The sequence below is a fragment of the Actinokineospora sp. PR83 genome (assembly GCF_021056305.1).
GTDB classification, from domain to species: Bacteria; Actinomycetota; Actinomycetes; order Mycobacteriales; family Pseudonocardiaceae; genus Actinokineospora; species Actinokineospora spheciospongiae.
This window is the reverse complement of record NZ_JAJCXD010000093.1, coordinates 1-17,324: the sequence shown is the minus strand read 5'-3', so window position 1 is coordinate 17,324 and position 17,324 is coordinate 1. Positions and strand designations below refer to the sequence as shown.

Here is a 17,324-nt window from a genome sequence, read left to right as displayed (position 1 = left end):
GCCGGTCAAGGAGACTGACGTGCGCCAGAGACGACGACTGCCCTCGGTCCTGCTGTCCGTCCTGGCGGTGGTCGCCTCGACGGTCACGGCCGTGGGCACTCCCGCCCAGGCCGCACCGGCCCCGGCACCCGCCCCAGCAGCCGCTCCCGCCCGGGCCGCGGCACCCCAGGCCGATCCACCGCCCGGCGCGGCGTCCTACGCCTACGACGCCGCGGGCAGGCTGGTGGGCGTCGTCGCCGCCGACGGGTCGATCGCGCGCTACACCTACGACGCCGCGGGCAACGTCCTATCCGTCGACCGGTTGGGCACCCCGGCGATCGCCGTGCTGTCCGCCGTGCCGAACCGGGTGCGGGCGGGGGACACCGTCACCCTGACCGGCAAGGGGTTCGCGACCACGACCGCGGCGAACACCGTCAAGGTCAACGGCGCCGCGGCCACCGTCAAGACCGCCGCGGCCGACAAGCTCACCATCACCGTGCCCACGGCCGCGACCAGCGGCGCGGTCACCGTCACCACCTCGGCGGGGACGGCGTCGCTGGCGGGCATCACCGTCATCGCCAACGACAAGCCGACGATCTCCGACTTCACCCCGAAGACCGCCGCGGTCGGCACCGCCGTCACACTGACCGTCACCAACCCCGACCCCGAGTTCGCCAACAACCTGGTGCGGGTCAACGGCATCCTCGCCGCGGTCACCGCCCGCACCGCGACCACGCTCACCGTCACCGTGCCGCCGGGCGTCGGCAGCGGCACCGTGCAGCTCAGCACCCCGGCGGGCACCGCCACCAGCACGGCCGTGCTGGTCGTGCCCCCGGGTGCGGCGACCCCGGCCACCCTCGACACCGCCGCCGCCATCCCCGTCGGCACCGCCACCGCGGTCCCGGTGGCCGCGGGCAAGTACGCCCTGCGCCACTTCGCCGCCGCCGACGGCGAGCGGTTCGCCGTCTCCCTCGACGGCGGCACGTTCGGCTACTGCGGGTTGGACGCGTGGACCTACGACGAGCGCAACAAGCAGGCGGGCGCGGCGAGCTGCGTCGGCACCGGCGGTTGGATCGAGCCCGGCCCGGCCACCGGCCCCGGCCTGCGCTCCCTGCTGCTGTACAACAACACCGGTTCGGCGGGCACCACCACCGTCACCGTCCACAAGGTCCCGAAGGACCTCGCCGCGGGCGCGCAGCCGCTGACCGGCGCCGCCAAGGTCGTGACCATCGCAGGCCCCGGCCAGAACGCGTACACCACGTTCACCGGCGCGGTGAACCAGCGCGTGCTGATCCAGTCCAGCGCGGCGTCCCCGGCGTTCGGCTGCTGCGGGCTGGAGTGGTGGCTGGAAGCCCCGGACGGCACGCGGGTGGGCAGCACGTTCTACCCGAACTACACGATGAACACCACGACCCTCACCCAGGCGGGCACGTACAAGATCTGGATGAACCCCTCCGGGCCGAACGTCGGCTCGCTGACCTTCTCCGCCTGGACCGTCCCCGCCGACCTCAACGCCGGTGTGCAACCGCTCGACGGCACGGCCAAGACCGTCACCACCACCAACCCCGGCCGCAACGCCTACACCACGTTCTCCGGCACCGCGGGCCAGCGCATGCTGATCCAGTCCAGCGGCGCCTCCCCGGCGTTCGGCTGCTGCGGCCTGACCTGGTGGCTGGCCGCCCCCGACGGAACCCGGGTCGGGAACTCGCAGTACCCCAACTACACGCTCAACACGACCACGCTGCCGCAGACCGGCACCTACAAGGTGATCGTCGACCCGGACAACGCCCTGGTCGGCTCGCTGACCCTCACCGCGTGGACCGTCCCGGCCGACGCGGACGCGGGCGCCCTGCCGCTGACCGGCACGGCGAAGACCGTCACGATTGCCACCCCCGGTCAGAACGCGTTCACCACGTTCTCCGGCACGGCCAACCAGCGGGTGCTGATCCAGTCCAGCGGAACGTCCCCGGCCTTCGGCTGCTGTGGACTGACCTGGTGGTTGCAGGCGCCGGACGGCACGAGGGTGGGCAGCACGTCCTACCCGAACTACACGATGAACACGACCACCCTGCCGCAGACGGGCACGTACAAGGTGATCGTGGACCCGGACAACGCCCTGATCGGGTCGATCACGTTCACCGCTTGGAACGTGCCCGCCGACGCGGACGCGGGCGCCCTGCCGCTGACCGGCACGGCGAAGACCGTCACGATTGCCAACCCTGGTCAGAACGCATTCACCACGTTTTCCGGTACCACCGGCCAGCGGGTGCTGATCCAGTCGAGCGCCACCTCGCCCGAGTTCGGCTGCTGCGGCCTCACCTGGTGGTTGCAGGCGCCGGACGGCACGCGGGTGGGCAGCACGTCTTACCCGAACTACACGATGAACACGACCACGCTGCCGCAGACGGGCACCTACAAGGTGATCGTCGACCCGGACAACGCCCTGGTCGGCTCCACTACCTTCACCGCCTGGAACGTCCCGGCCGACGCGGACACGGGCGCCCAGCCGCTCAACGGCACCGCCAAGACGCTGACCATCGGCACCCCCGGCCAGAACGCCTTCAGCACCTTCTCCGGGACCGCGAACCAGCGGGTGATCATCCAGTCGTCCGCGACGTCCCCGGCCTTCGGCTGCTGTGGGCTGACCTGGTGGTTGCAGGCGCCCGACGGCAGCCGCGTGGGTTCCACCCAGTACGCGAACTACACGCTCAACACGACCACACTGCCCCAGACCGGCACCTACAAGCTCTGGGTCGACCCGGACAGCGCTCTGGTCGGCTCCACCACCCTGACCGCGTGGAACGTCCCCGCCGACCTCGACGCGGGTACGCAGCCGCTCACCGGCACCGCCAAGACCGTCACCACCACCGACCCCGGCCGCAACGCCTTCACCACGTTCTCCGGGACCGCGAACCAGCGGGTGATCATCCAGTCGTCCGCGACGTCCCCGGTGTTCGGGTGCTGTGGGCTGACCTGGTGGTTGCAGGCGCCCGACGGCAGCCGCGTCGGCTCGACCCAGTACCCGAACTACACCCTCGACACCACGGTCCTGCCGCAGACCGGCACCTACAAGCTCTGGGTGGACCCGGACAGCACGCTCGTCGGCTCGACCACCCTCACGGCCTGGAACGTGCCTGCCGACCTCGACGCGGGCGCCCTGCCGCTCACCGGCACGGCCAAGACCATCACCGTCACCAACCCCGGCCAGGACGCCTACTCCGGCTTCTCCGGCACGGCGGGTCAGCGGCTCGTCATCCAGTCCTCGGCCACCTCCGCCGCCTTCGGCTGCTGCGGGATGACCTGGTGGGTCACCGGCCCCGACGGCAGCCGGGTCGGCTCGACCCAGTACCCGAACTACACTTTCGACATCACCCTGCCCACCACGGGCGCCTACAAGCTGGTCATGGGCCCGGGCGCCGCGCTCGTCGGCGGCAGCACGTTCACCGCCACCGTCACCACCGCCCTCGCCGCCGTCCCGCTCGCCAACCCGCCGCCCGCGCCCAAGGCCACCCAGCCGGTCAACCCCGCGGTGGCCGCGCAGGACGAGACCAGGCGCCTGGCCGCGCTCGACCGCACGCCCGCCCCGGTCGGCACCCCGCCCGCCCGCGAAGCCGTGGTCGACGCCGCCGCCGACTCGCCGAACGCCGCCACCCCGCTGCCCGACGGCGACCCGAGGACGTCCGCGGCCTGGAAGCCGGACGCGGGCAGCCTGGCGGGCCGCGACTGGCTGACCCGCCGCGCCGACCCCGGCCCGGTGGTCGACCTGGTGGCCGACAAGGGCGTCACCGCCGTCAGCGGCCACGTCCGCGGCCTCGACGGCGCCCCGCTCGGCGGCATCCCCGTCCGGGTGGACAACGTCCGCACCACCACCGACGCCCAGGGCCGGTTCCTGGTCCCGGGGGTGCGCGCCAACGCCACGACGCTGATCGTCGACGGCCTGGCCGCGAAGACCGAACCCGCCCGCTACGGCACCTTCCGCATCCGCGCGAAGGTCGTCGAGGGCGCCACCACCGCGCTCGACGCCACGGTGTGGCTGCCGCGGCTGGACACCAAGCACACCCAGAAGCTCGACGCGCCGACCGCCCGCGACACCGTGCTGACCACCCCGGACATCCCCGGGTTGGAGGTGCGCATCCCCGCCGGGTCGGTGGTGCGCGACATGGACGGCAACGTGGTGCGCGAGCTGGGCATCACCGCCATCCCGCTGGACCGGTCGCCGTACCCGCTGCCGCGCAACGGGATCGTGCCGGTGTACTTCACCGTGCAGCCGGGCGGGGCGTCGATCTTCCCGCAGGGCGCGAGCGTGGTGTACCCGAACTACACCGGGCTGCCCGCCGGGTCCGATGTGGACTTCTGGAACTACGACCCGCTGGACAAGGGCTGGTACGTCTACGGCCACGGCAGGGTCAGCGCCGACGCCCGCCAGGTCGTGCCGGACGACAAGACCCGGCTGTGGACCCTCGACGGGGCCATGTTCAACACCGGCGGCAACCCCAAGCCGGACAAGCCGTGGTGGCAGGACCTGCTCGACAAGCTCTCCGGTGACCCGGTCGACCTGTCCACCGGTCTGCTCACCGACACCCACACCGACCTCGGGCTCAACGACACCCTGCCCATCGCGGTCAACCGCCAGTACTGGCAGGGCGACAACCACAGCCGCGAGTTCGGCCTCAACTCCGGCTCCGACTTCAACCTGTTCCTGGCCTCCGAGCAGCAGTACCAGGAGGTCGACGTCTACACCCCCGGCGGCGGGCGGGCGCACTACACCCGCACCTCGCCCGGCACCGGGTACAGCGACGCCGCCTTCGCCGCCGTCGGCTCACCCGGCAGGTTCACCGGCTCCACCATCACCCAGGTCAACGGCGACTGGGTGCTGGCCATGCGCGACGGCACCAAGTACTTCTTCCCCTGGTACGCCCGCGCCCGCGCCATGCAGGACCGCAACGGCAACCAGATCACGTTCGTGCGCAACGGCGGCAGCAACGGCGAGGTCTCGCAGATCCTCTCGCCCAGCGGCCGGTGGATCTCCTTCGACTACGACTCCTCCGCCCGCGTCACCCGCGCCCACGACAACATCGGCCGCCAGGTCCTCTACACCTACGACACCGCGGGCCGCCTGGCCACGGTGACCGACGTGGCGGGCAAGGTCTCCAGCTACACCTACGACTCGGCCAACCGCATCACCCGGATGACCGACGCGCGCGGCGTGGCCTACCTCGACGTCGTCTACGACGCCAACGGCCGGGTGCAGCGGCAGAACCTCGCCGACGGCGGCAGCTACCAGTTCGCCTACACCCTCGACGCCGCCAACGAGGTCACCGAGACCAGGGTGACCCAACCCAACGGTTCGGTCCGGCGCGTCACCTTCGACGCCAACCACATGGTCGCCTCCGACACCACCGCGTCCGGCACGTCGCTGGCCCGCACCACCACGTACGTGCGCGGTCCCGACAACCGCATCGACGCCGTCGTCGACCCCTACAACCGGCGCACCAACTACACCTACGACGCCCAGCAACGGCCCACCGCGATCACCGCCCTGGTGGGCACCGCCGACCAGTACGTGACCGGCCAGGTCACCTACGGCCCGTTCGACCAGCCGCTGACCACCACCGACGCGGCGGGCAAGACCACCACCTACACCTACGACGCCAAGGGCAACCCGCTCACCGTCACCGACCCGCTGGGCCGCAAGTCCACGATGACCTGGACCTCGGCGGGCCGGGCGGCGACGGTCACCACACCCGGCGGCGCCGTCACCACCATCACCCACGAGGCCGGGGCACCGGTCTCGGTCAAGGACCCGCTGGGCCGCGTCTCGACGATGTTCGTCGACGCCGCGGGCAGGCCGGTGAAGGAGACCGACCCGCTCGGCGCCTCGACGCTCACCCAGTACGACGCGCAGAACCAGCCGATCGCCGTCACCGACCCGAACGGGGGCGTCAGCCGCTACGCCTACGACGCGGGCGGCAACATCACCACCTTCACCGACCAGCGCGGCAAGGTCACCCGCTGGGCCTACGACGGCCAGGACCGGGCCACCTCCACCACCGACCCGCTCAACCGCGGCGCCACCACCACCTACGACGCCGCGGGCCGACCCACCGCGTCGGTCAGCCGCGCGGGCCTGCGCACCGAGACCACCTACGACGCGCTCGACCGCCCGACCAAGACCCGGTTCGGGGTGACCAGCGCGACCGCGCAGCAGTCGCAGGTCACCTACACCTACGACGCCCTCGACCGGCTCACCGCGCTGACCGACAGCGCGGGCGGCACCACCACCCACACCTTCGACGCCCGCGACCGGCTGGTCAGCACCACCGGCCCCAACGGCACCGTCGGCCACGGCTACGACGCCGTCGACCGGCGGACCTCGACCACCCTGCCGGGCCTGCCCACCACGACCTACGGCTACGACGCGGCGGGCTGGTTCACCGGCGTCACCCGCGGCACCGAGTCGGTGACCGTCGCCCGCGACACCACGGGCAGGCCGACCACCGTCACCCTGCCCGGCGGCTGGACCCAGACCTACACCCACGACGCCGCCAACCAGGTCACCGGCATCGCCTACGCCCAGGGCGGCACCGCCAAGGGCGCCATCGGCTACGCCTACGACCCCACCGGCAGGCTCGCCGCGGTCACCGGCACCCTCGCCAGGACCACCCTGCCCGCCGCCCGCGCCGCGCTGAACTACAACGACGCCAACCAACTCGTCGCCGCGGGCGTCACCCACGACAACGACGGCAACCTCACCGCGGACGGCACCACCGGCTACACCTGGAACGCCCGCGGCGAGCTGACCGGCACCAGCAGGACCGGCCTCACCGCCACCTTCACCTACGACGCGGCGGGCAACCGCAGCGCCCGCACGGTCGGCGGTGTCACCACCAGGTTCCTCTACGACGGGGCGAACGCCGCCGCCGAACTCGACGGCACCGGCGCGCTGTCGGCGAGCCTGCTGTCCGGGGGAGTGGACCAGTGGTTCGCCCGCACCAGGGCAGGGATCACCGACACCACCCTGACCGACGCCCTCGGCTCCCCGATCGCCCTCGGCCGCGCCGACGGCACCACCGCGGCCGACCTGGCCACCGACCCGTTCGGCGTGCCGACGACCACCGGCGACAAGCGCGGGTCCGACCTCGGCTTCACCGGCCGCCAGGACGACGGCACCGGGCTGATGCAGTACCGGGGCCGCTACTACAGCCCGGGCACGCAGCGGTTCGTCTCCGAGGACCCGATCGGCCTGCAGGGCGGCACGAACCTCTACGCCTACGTGGAGAACTCGCCCACCAACTACACCGACCCGTCCGGCAACAACCCGATCGTGGTCGGCTGCCTGGTCGGCGCCGCCTCCGGTGCCGCGATGGACTACCTCGGGCAGCGCCTCTCCGGCCGCAAGGTCGACTGGGGCTGGAGCGGCGTGGGCGGTTCCGCGGCAGCGGGCTGCGCGGTGGGCGCCCTCGGCGGCTGGCTCGGGTCGGCGGGCAAGTCCTTCCCGGGGATCAAGCCCGGCTCCTCCGGCGGTCCCACCGCGGGCAAGCGGTTCCCGGAAAGCGTGCGGCAGCAGGCACTCAAGGAGAACCCCAGCACCTGTGTGTATTGTCGGATGGAGACCAAGACCCCGCAGGTCGACCACGCGATCCCCCGGGTGAAGGGCGGCGACGCCACGTTGCCGAACGCGCAGACGACCTGCCCGCACTGCAACGCGTCGAAGGGCTCCGGGACCGTGCCGAAGACACCGCCTGCGGGCTACCGCGGCAGTTGGCCGCCGAGCTGGTGGCCTCGGTGACCCAGGACGCCGTGCACCCGGAACCGGTGTGGCGGGAGCGCTCCGACTTCATCATCGGGGCGCCCCTGCCGGAACCGGGCCGCAGCGAGCAGCTCTGGGCCCGCAGGCTCGACGAGCACCGGTTCGAGGTGTGCTGCGTCCCGTTCTTCCTCTACGACGTGGCCTTGGGCGACGTCGTCACCACCGACGCCGCCTACGACCTGGTCGGGGTGCAGGTGCGCTCCGGCCGCTCGGTCCTGCGCGCCTGGTTCGGCGACTCCCCGCTCGGCAAGGCCGAACGCGACGCGGTCGCCGCCGACCTGGCCGCCGCGGGCGGCCTGCTGGAGTGGTCCTCGCCCAACCTGCTCGCGGTGGACGCCGCCGACGCGGCGGTGGCCGACGCGGTCACCGCCCGGCTGACCGAGCGGGAAGCCAGGGGCCACCTGGTGTTCGAGGTCGGCAGCCGCCCGGGCGGCAGCGCCGGATGAGCCCGCTGACCCGGCGGGAACTGCTGGGCCGCACGGCCGGGCTGGCCGCCCTGGCCTGCCTCGCCGCCTGCGCCGACCCCGGCTCACCCCCTGACCGGGCCGGGCTGCACCCGGCGCTGCGCACCCCGCGCCCGGCGGGGGCCATCGCCTTCCTCGGCGCGGCCCCCGCCGCGCGCGAGGCACTGCTGGCCGCCCGGGCCGCGGACGTCACGGTCGGCCTCGGCGCCACCCTGGCCCCCGAGGCCGGTCGGATGCCGGACTTCCCCGGCGAGGTCCTGCTCCCCGAACGCACCCACCCGGACGCCTTCGTCCAGGTGGAGGGCGACGACCAGGCCGAGTGCTCCCGCCGCCTCGACGCCGTCCTCGCCACCCTCCCCGGCCTCGCGGTCCGCTGGCGCACCCCCGTGCGCCGCGACGTCATCGACGCCGTGGGGGACAAACCGTTGCAGCGCAACCCCTTCGGCTTCGTCGAAGGGCAGACCAACACCGCCGACGCGATCCTCCTGCCCTCCGGCGCGAGCCTCGTCGCCGTCCGGGTCATCCGCATGGCCCACCAGCTCTGGGACGCCGATCCCCCGGAAACCCAGCGCCGCATCCTCGGCCGCCACCCCGACGGCACCTGGCTCGACGGCACACCCCCACTGGGCACCCCCGACTTCACCGCCGACCCCGACGGCGCCACCACCCCGCTGGACTCCCACGTGCGCACCATGAACCCGCGCACCCCCGGCACCCCGGCCCCGCGCATGCTCCGCCGCTCCTGGATCTACGAGGGCACCCCCGCCGGTGCTCTCCGCGACGACGGGGTCGTGTTCATGGCCTTCCAGAACGACTTCAGCACGGGTTTCGCCCTCGCCCAGCAGCGCCTCACCGCCGACGCCCTGCACCCGTACCTGCTCACGGTGGGTGGCGGGTACTTCGTGGTCCCTGCCTGAGGACTGTACGGTCTTCCGCATGTCGGAACCGCCCCACCCGCCGCGCAGGCCCATCCCGGAACAGTGGCGCGAGCAGGGAAACCCCGAGCAGCCGTACCGCGACCAGTACCGCGAGTCCGGGTACCAGGACCCCGGCCACCAGGACCCGGGCGCCTGGGAGCAGCAGGAAGCCGGTCACCAAGGTCGCGGCTGGGACGCCGGGTACCAGGGTGGCGGCTACCAGGCCGGGTACCAGGATGGCGGACACCAGCCCTCCGCCCCCCGCCGGGAAGTTCGAGAACCCGGTGCTCGGCAGCCGCGGGTTCCCCAGTCGCAGCCGCGCGTTCCCCAGTCGCGGCCCGAGCGGCCGCAGCGGGCCGAATCGGGCGGTGGCGGGTTCCGCGTCCCCGGCCTCGGCATGGTGCTGGCCCTCCTCGGCACGCTGGTCCAGGTCGTCAGCCTCACCCTCCTGCCCTGGCTCACCGGCGCGGGCGGCAACTCCGCCTCCCTGATCGACCTGTGGAAGGCCGTCTCCGCCGACGGCGGTCCCCAGGACTTCGGCGACTGGTACGTCCTGCTGTTCAGCTACCCCCTGGTCGTGCTCGGCGTCCTGCTCGCCTTCACCGCTGTGCTGGAGTCGGTGGCGATGAAGGTCGTCTGGGGCGGCCTCGCCCTCCTCGGACTCGGCTACGTGGCCCTGCGCTTCGGGCTCGGCCCGTTCACCGGCCTGTTCGGCGTCGAGGAGGGGTTCAGCGCCGAGCAGTTGGCGATCGGCGCGGGTGCGCTCGTCCTGGCGATCGGCGTGGCGTTCGCGTTGAAGACGGCGATCAGCATGTTCCGCCGCATCGCCGGGGTCATCCTGCTGGCGCTGTCCGGGGTCCACGTCTCCGCCGTGGTCGACCTGGCGAAGGGCGTCGAACTCGCCGACCTCAGCCCGGGCGCCTTCGGCCCCACCGCGGGCTACCTGCTCATCGGCATCGCCGCACTGGTCGGTCCCCGCCGGTTCGCCTGATCAACACCCTTGGAATGTGACCCGGGTCACTGTCGCCCAACGAGGCTGAGGTGGACACGTCTCAGGGGGTGACGCGGATCGCGTCGACTCACCGGCACCCGGGAATCCCCGGGGGCGCCGGAATCTCTGGGGGAATCAGATGAACAAGTTCGTCATGCCCGTGCTCGCCGCCCTGGCGGGTGTCACAGCGCTCGCCCAGCCCGCGAGCGCGGGAACGGCCAGGGAAGCCGCCCAGGCCGACCTCAACGGGGACGGCCGCGCGGATCGCGTGGTGGTCGAGGCCGTCGCCGGTGCGCCGGAGGTCCAGTCCCTGGTCGCCACCGTGAACGGCGTCCGGCTCACCGCCCGGCCGCCGATGGACAACTACGGGGGCGTCCAGCCGCTGCGCGTGGTCGACCTCGACGGCGACGGCCGGGACGAGGTGCTGGTCGTCCAATCCGTGGGGGCCAACACCACCTCGTCGGGGGTGTGGGGCCTCTACGGCGGCCTCCGCCCGATGCTCACCGCCGACCGGGCACCCCTGCTGCTCTGGGAAGGCGGGGGCATCAGCGCGATCAGCCGCTACGGCTGCGAGCAGACGGCCACGGGACGGCAGCTCGTGACGGTCGGTGCCCAGTTGACCGACTGGGACAACGGGGTCTACGAGGGGGAGCGCGTCACCTACGCGGTGACCGGGCGCGTGGCGACCGAGACGTCCCGGACGCCCGTGACCGGCGGCAGCCAGGACCCGCTGTTGCAGGCCGACCCGCAGACCTGCGCCTGATCGGCACCACCCGGTCGGCGCGCACGCGCTCCGGTGCGGTGTGACCCGAGTCCGCCGGACTCGGGTCACACCGCGTGCTCCCGCCCGACCCGAGGGCCGGGCGGGGGTTCAGCGCAGGGGAGTGGCGTCCTCGGGCACCCGCTCGGACTCGCGGGTCGGACCGGGCGGGGTGCCGTCGCCGAAGGGCCTGCCGCCCAGGGATTCGCGGCCGTGCGGGGTGACCCAGTCGGACAGGTCCGGGCCCTCGGGGACGATGCCGGTGGGATTGATGTCCTTGTGCACGATGTAGTAGTGCTGCTTGATCTGGGTGAAGTCGGTGGTGTCGCCGAAACCCGGGGTCTGGAACAGGTCGCGCGCGTAGGCCCACAGGGCGGGCATCTCGGTCAGCCGGTTCCGGTTGCACTTGAAGTGCCCGTGGTACACCGGGTCGAACCGGGCCAGCGTGGTGAACAGCCGCACGTCGGACTCGGTGATGGTGTCGCCGACGAGGTAGCGGCGGTCGGTGAGGCGTTCCTCCAGCCAGTCCAGCGCGGTCCACAGCCGGTCGTAGGCCTTGTCGTAGGCTTCCTGGCTGCCCGCGAACCCGCACCGGTAGACGCCGTTGTTGACCTCGGTGAAGACCCGCTTGTTGACCTCGGCCATCTCGTCGCGGTGCTCCTCGGGCCACAGGTCCGGCGCCCCGGGGCGGTGGTGCTCGCGCCACTCGGTGGAGAAGTCCTCGGTGATCCGCGGGAAGTCGTTGGTGACCACGGCGCCGGTGGTGGTGTCCACAATGGCGGGAACGGTGATGCCGCGCGGGTAACCGGGCTGCCGCTTGAAGAACGCCTCCTGCAACCGCTCGATGCCCAGCACCGGGTCCCGCCCGCCCGGGTCGAGGTCGAACGTCCACGACCGCGCGTCGTGCGTGGGGCCCGCGAGCCCCATGGAGATCGCGTCCTCCAGGCCCAGCAGCCTGCGCACGATGATCGCCCGGTTCGCCCACGGGCACGCCCTGGCCGCGATCAGCCGGTACCGCCCGGCCTCCACCGGGAACCCGTCGCGCCCGTCGGCGGTGATCCGCGTGCTGATGTAGTTGGTGTCCCTGGTGAACTCCTTGCCCACGACGGTGTACTTGCCGCCTTCGGTGTGCTCGGAGTTCTGCGCGCTCTGCTCTGCCACGCCACCAACCCTATCCCCGCCCGCGCGGGGAGGCAGCCCGTCCGGCGCGCTCAGCGGTCGCCGAGGACGTCGCGGAGTTGGTGGCGGCCGCTGATGCCCAGCTTCGGGTAGGCGTTGTGCAGGTGGGAGCCGACCGTGCGGTGCGACAGGAAGAGCTGCTCGGCGATCTCGCGGTTGCGCAGGCCGCGGGCGGCCAGCCGCACGATCTCGCGCTGCTGGGACGTCAGGTCCGCGAGCGGGTCGGCCGCGGGCGCGGGACCGGTGGCGGCGCCGCTGGCGCGCAGTTCGGCCCGGGTGCGGTCGGCGAGGTCGACCGCACCCAGTCGGGTGAAGGTGTCCAGGGCGGCGCTGAGCAGGGGCCGGGCCTCCAGGGCGCGGCGGCGCCTGCGCAGCCAGCGGGCGTAGTGCAGGCGGGCGCACGCCCGTTCCAGCGGCCACTGCTCACCGGCCGGGTCGACCACGGCCAGCCGGTAGGCGCGTTCGGTGTCGGCGAGCGGGGCCGGGCCGTCGGCGCGCTCGACCTCGCCGACCAGGGCTTCGGCGTGGCGCAGGAGCAGGCGCACCCGGGTGGTGGGCTGCTCGCCGTGGCGGGCGCGCTCGGCCGCGACCAGGGCGGCGGTGTCGTCGGCGTGCCCGGGGTCGCCGGTGAGGCGGGCGGCGGCGGCGAGGTCGGCGACGGAGTGGGCGGACAGGACGTGGTGCAGGGGCGTCCCGTCGGCGGCGAAGAGGGCCCGGAGGTGGCGGTAGGCGGTCTCCCCGTCCCCGTCGACCAGGGCGGCCAGGCCCGCGGCGCGCAGGAGCCTGGCGTGGGTGGCGCGGTTCTCGTCCAGTTCGATCGACGGCCACACCGGCGCCACCCCGGCGCCCGGGCCGCCGCGCAGGACCAGCAGTTCCGCGCGCAGCGCCGCCACGTCGGCGGCGAGGTGACGCAGGCGGTGCACGGCCGCCACCGTGGAGACCTCGTCCAGCAGGTCGTCGGCCTCGGCCCAGCGGCCGGTGGCGATGAGCGCCGAGGCCAGGGCGGGCGCGCACGCGGCGACCGCGCCGGTCGACCGCTGCGGGCGCAGCACGGCGAGCGCCTGCCGGAACGCGGTGACGGCGGTGTCGGACTCGTCGGCGAGCCAGGCCACCGACGCCAGGCACAGCAGCCGGGTGACCTCGGCGGCCCCGGTCAGGCCGCGGTGCACCGCGGCGCGCTCGGACCTGATGAGGCGCACGGCGTTCGCGGCGGGGCCTGCCTGGGCGAGCAGGTTCTCCCGCAGCACCGGCCACACCTGCGAATCGACCACGTCGTGGTCGAGGCGGGCGAGCAGGCCCGGCAGCGGCGCGCGGTGCTCGGGCAGTCCTGACTGGACCGACACCGCGGCGAGCACACCGGTCAGCGCCAGCGCGGTGCGCACGGCCCGCGGGCGGTGCTCGCGCAGGCAGGCCAACAGCAGGGTGAACGCCTCGCGCTGGTGCGCCGACAGGGACAGGGCGTGCCCGGCCCCGCAGGCCGCCACGCCCAGCACGTCCGGGTCGTCGGTCAACCGGGTGACCCGCCGGTGCAGGTCGAGGACCCAGGCGGGGTCGCCGACGTCGTCGGCCGCGGTGATCGCCGCGGCGTACCGGCGTGCCCGCTCCCCGGGGTCGGGGGTGCACTCCGCGGCGCGTTCGAGCGCCCGCGCGGCGGCGAAAACCCCGTCGCGCGACCGGGCCAGGGCCGCGGTCTCCTCCAGGGCGCCTGCCACGTCCTCGTCCGGTCCGACCGCCGCCTCGGCCAGGTGCCAGGCCCGGCGGGCCGGGTCCGCGCCCAGGGCGTCGGCCAGGTCGCGGTGGACGCGGGCGCGCAGCGCGGCGGGTGCGCCGTCGTGGGCGGCGGCGCGGACCAGCGGGTGCCGGAACCGCACCCGCCCGTCCACGATGGACAGCAGGTCCGCGTCCTCCGCGGGCGCCCAGCGGGTCAGGTCGTCGCCGATGCCCGCTGCGGCCATGGTGGTCGCCAGGTCCTCGTGCTCGGCGGCAGCGGCGTAGACCAGCAGCCGCCGGGTGTCCTCGGGCAGGTCGCGGAGTCGTTCGGCGAAGACCTCCTGCACCCGCGGCGCGGCGGTGCCGCCCGCTGCCCGCGACAGCTCCACCAGGGCCAGCGGGCTGCCCGCCGCCCGCCGGAGCACGTCGAGCCGGGCCCGACCGGTCGGGGCACCGGGCAGCCCGTCGAGGAGCCGGGCGGCGTCGCCCTCCGACAGCGGGCCCAGCACCACCGCGGGCACGGACGCGTCGACCCGGGACGGGCGGACCGCGCCGCGCGCGGCCAGCAGCACCGCGAGCCGCTCGGTGGTCAGGCGGCGCAGCGCGAAGCCCAGCACCGCGCAGGAGTCCCGGTCGACCAGGTGCACGTCGTCGACCACGAGCAGCACCGGCCGCCGCGCGGACAGCGCCCCGAGCAGGGTCAGCACCGCCACCCGCAGCGACGTCGGGTCCGGCACGCCCGGGGCCAGGCCGAAGGCGGTCAGCACGGCGTCGCGCAGGTGCGCGGCCAGGTTGTCCACGGCGGGCAGCACCGGGCGCAGCAGTTGGTGCAGGGCGGCGAACGACTGCTCCGACTCCGCCGGGCACCCCTGCGCGGCCAGCACCAGGTACCCGGCCGCGGTCGCCCGCTCGGTGCCCACCGCCAACAGCGTCGTCTTGCCCTCGCCGGGGTCCCCGAGCAGCAGCAACGCCCGCGGCCCCGAAGCCGCACCGTCCACGGCGTCGCGGACGGCGGTGTGCTCCGCCGTGCGCCCGACCAGGTCCACACGCGCCTCCCGGGTGCTCCGCCGACCGCCCCCTCGACTGTCCCGGAACGGTACCTCCGAACGGCCGGGGAGTGGTGGACGCGGCGCCCCGAGCCGTAGGATCGCACCGAGGTGAGGCCGATGGGATCCGACCGGATCGACGCGGGTGACGTCCCCCCGGAGCGCGTCCCCGTGGTCCTCGACCCCGCGGTGGACCGGCTGGTGCGCGCCTCCGCCGCCCCGCCGCACCTGCAACAGCTCGGCCCGGACGACGGCAGGCTGGCCCTGCTGGAGTCCCAGGAGCACACGGGCGACGACGAGCGCGTACACGCCCGGTTCGCCGTTGCCCCGCTGGAACCGTCCGGCCTGGTGGGCTTCACCGTCTTCCGCCCGGCCCACCTCCCGGGCCCCCTCCCGGTCGTCCTCTACGTCCACGGCGGACGCTGGATGCTCGGCGACGGCCGCACGCACGCCAGGCTGGTCCGCGAACTCGCCCTCGCCTCCGGGGCGGCGTTTGTCGTCCCCGAGTACACCCGCACCCCCGAGGCCCGCTACCCGGTCGCGATCGAGGAGTGCTACTCGCTGCTGACCTGGGCCGTGGCCAACGCCACCGACCTCGACCTGGACGGCACCCGCCTCGCGGTCGCGGGCGACTGCGCCGGTGCGACCCTGGCCACAGCCCTGACCATGCTGTCGAAGCAGCGCGGCGGCCCCCGCATCCGCGCCCAACTCCTCTACTACCCCCTCACCGACCCAAGCTGCGACAGCCGCTCGCACCGCCTCTTCGCCGACGGCTACCTGCTCAGCAGCGAGCAGACCCACTGGTACTGGCAGGAGTACGCCGACCGCCCCGCCGACCTCACCGAGCCCACCGCCGCCCCCCTGCGCGCCACCCCGCAGCAGCTCACCGGCTTACCGCCCGCCCTGGTCATCTCCGCCGAAGCCGACGTCGTCCGGGACGAGGCCGAGGAGTACGCCCGACAGCTCCGCGCGGCCGGGGTGGCGGTCACCGCGACCCGCTACCTGGGCACCACCCACGACTTCGTGTCACTGCGTGCCCTGCAACACACCCCGGCGGCCCGAGCGGCGATCAGCCAGGGCGCCGCCTTCCTCGCCGAGGCACTGGCACCGCGCTGAGGCCACTTGCGTCGTTCGACCGATGCGCGACCGGGGCCGCGCGGCGCAGGCTGGCGGCATGACCGACACACCGGTGCTCGAACCCGCCGCCCAGGAATTCGCCGACGCCACCAGCAAGCCCCCGTTCCTCTACGACCTCGGCCCCGTAGAGGGGCGCAAGGCCGTGGACGGCGTCCAGTCCGGCGAGGGCGTGGAACGCCCCGACGCCGACATCACCGACCTGACGATCCCCGGCGGCCCCTCCGGCGAGGTGTCGATCCGCATCGTGCGCCCCGCGGGTGCCACCGGCGTGCTGCCCGCCGTCCTCTACACCCACGGCGCGGGCTGGGTGTTCGGCAACGCCCACACCCACGACCGCCTGGTCCGTGAGCTGGCGGTCCGCGCGGGCGCCGCGGTGGTCTTCACCAACTACAGCCTCTCGCCCGAGGCCCGCTACCCGGTGGCGATCGAGGAGGTCTACACCGCACTCCAGTGGATCGCCGCCAGCGGTGCCGAGCACGACATCGACCCGGCCCGCATCGCCGTGGCCGGTGACTCGGTGGGCGGCAACATGACCGCCGCGATCACCCTCATGGCCAAGCAGCGCGGCGGCCCCGCCCTAGCCGCGCAACTGCTGTTCTACCCGGTCACCGACGCGAACTTCGACACCGCGTCCTACGAGGAGTTCGCCTCCGGCTACTTCCTGTCCCGCGACGGGATGCGCTGGTTCTGGGACCAGTACACGACCGACCCGGCCCAGCGCGCCGAGATCACCGCCTCGCCGCTGCGCGCCACCCTCGACGACCTCGCGGGCCTGCCCCAGGCGCTGGTGATCGTCGGCGAGGCGGACGTCCTGCGCGACGAGGGCGAGGCCTACGCCGCCAAGCTGCGCGCGGCGGGCGTGCCCACGACCGCGGTCCGCTACCAGGGCATCATCCACGACTTCGTCATGGTCGACGCCATGCGCGACACGAACGCCGCGAAGGCCGCCACCCGCCAGGGCGGCGACTTCCTGCGCGACGCCCTGCACGCGTGAGCGCCGCCACGGTCGTCCCGGTCCACGGGGCCTCCGGCTTCGCCCCGGTGATCTCCGCGCTGCTCGCCGACGGCACCGACGTCAGCGGAGAAGCCCTCCGCGCGGTGGAGGGGGCAGCGTGACCCGGCCCGAACCGCCCGTCCTGGTCCTCGGGGCCACCGGCGGGCAGGGCGGCGCCGTGCTGCGCGCGCTGCGCGACGCCGGGCGGCCGGTGCGGGCGCTGGTCCGCGACCCGGCCGCCCCGGCGGCGGCCCGGCTGGCCGCAGCCGGGGTCGAGCTGGCGGCGGGCGGGTTCACCGACCGGGCCGCGCTGGCCGCCGCCATGTCCGGGGTGGCG

The 17,324-nt window shown here is 73.9% G+C and carries 11 protein-coding genes; 9 read left to right on the top strand and 2 right to left on the bottom strand.

Annotation, left to right across the window (positions count from 1 at the left end; all coding sequences use genetic code 11):
• The first annotated feature begins 19 nt into the window (after nucleotides 1-19).
• The 5 genes from L6E12_RS28545 (at nucleotide 20) to L6E12_RS28515 (ending at nucleotide 10,924) form a co-directional block, all read left to right on the top strand.
• Nucleotides 20-7,768 (top strand): RHS repeat-associated core domain-containing protein, encoded by a 7,749-nt coding sequence (locus L6E12_RS28545; protein WP_308075338.1) that lies wholly within the window; start codon nucleotides 20-22, stop codon nucleotides 7,766-7,768.
• Nucleotides 7,765-8,235 (top strand): DUF4265 domain-containing protein, encoded by a 471-nt coding sequence (locus L6E12_RS28530; protein WP_236231018.1) that lies wholly within the window; start codon nucleotides 7,765-7,767, stop codon nucleotides 8,233-8,235. Before L6E12_RS28545 ends, L6E12_RS28530 begins: the two co-directional genes overlap by 4 nt.
• Complete coding sequence (locus tag L6E12_RS28525) at nucleotides 8,232-9,170, top strand: Dyp-type peroxidase domain-containing protein (protein WP_236231017.1); 939 nt, start codon at nucleotides 8,232-8,234, stop codon at nucleotides 9,168-9,170. The genes L6E12_RS28530 and L6E12_RS28525 overlap by 4 nt, the downstream gene beginning before the upstream one ends.
• Before the next feature lie 19 nt (nucleotides 9,171-9,189).
• Complete coding sequence (locus L6E12_RS28520) at nucleotides 9,190-10,161, top strand: hypothetical protein (protein ID WP_236231016.1); 972 nt, start codon at nucleotides 9,190-9,192, stop codon at nucleotides 10,159-10,161.
• Nucleotides 10,162-10,300: 139 nt separating this feature from the next.
• Nucleotides 10,301-10,924, top strand: a complete 624-nt coding sequence (locus L6E12_RS28515; protein ID WP_236231015.1) for a VCBS repeat-containing protein — start codon at nucleotides 10,301-10,303, stop codon at nucleotides 10,922-10,924.
• A gap of 108 nt (nucleotides 10,925-11,032) precedes the next feature.
• Here the strand turns inward: L6E12_RS28515 and L6E12_RS28510 are convergent, their stop codons facing one another.
• Together L6E12_RS28510 and L6E12_RS28505 are read right to left on the bottom strand one after the other, a co-directional pair.
• Nucleotides 11,033-12,025, bottom strand: coding sequence for a glutathione S-transferase family protein (locus L6E12_RS28510; RefSeq protein ID WP_236231111.1), 993 nt, complete (start codon nucleotides 12,023-12,025; stop codon nucleotides 11,033-11,035).
• A 107-nt stretch (nucleotides 12,026-12,132) separates the two neighbouring features.
• Nucleotides 12,133-14,856, bottom strand: a complete 2,724-nt coding sequence (locus L6E12_RS28505) for an AAA family ATPase (protein ID WP_236231014.1) — start codon at nucleotides 14,854-14,856, stop codon at nucleotides 12,133-12,135.
• A gap of 120 nt (nucleotides 14,857-14,976) precedes the next feature.
• Between L6E12_RS28505 and L6E12_RS28500 the strand changes: the two genes are divergently transcribed.
• From L6E12_RS28500 to L6E12_RS28490, 4 genes are all read left to right on the top strand, one after another.
• Nucleotides 14,977-15,972 (top strand): alpha/beta hydrolase, encoded by a 996-nt coding sequence (locus L6E12_RS28500; protein WP_236231013.1) that lies wholly within the window; start codon nucleotides 14,977-14,979, stop codon nucleotides 15,970-15,972.
• A 58-nt stretch (nucleotides 15,973-16,030) separates the two neighbouring features.
• Nucleotides 16,031-16,987: an alpha/beta hydrolase gene (locus L6E12_RS28495; protein WP_236231012.1), complete on the top strand. Its 957-nt coding sequence runs from the start codon at nucleotides 16,031-16,033 to the stop codon at nucleotides 16,985-16,987.
• Complete coding sequence (locus L6E12_RS34900) at nucleotides 16,984-17,109, top strand: hypothetical protein (protein ID WP_255683538.1); 126 nt, start codon at nucleotides 16,984-16,986, stop codon at nucleotides 17,107-17,109. The genes L6E12_RS28495 and L6E12_RS34900 overlap by 4 nt, the downstream gene beginning before the upstream one ends.
• Nucleotides 17,106-17,324, top strand: a 219-nt coding sequence (locus L6E12_RS28490) for an NmrA family NAD(P)-binding protein (protein WP_236231011.1), incomplete at its 3' end; no start/stop codon positions are given. The genes L6E12_RS34900 and L6E12_RS28490, both read left to right, overlap by 4 nt.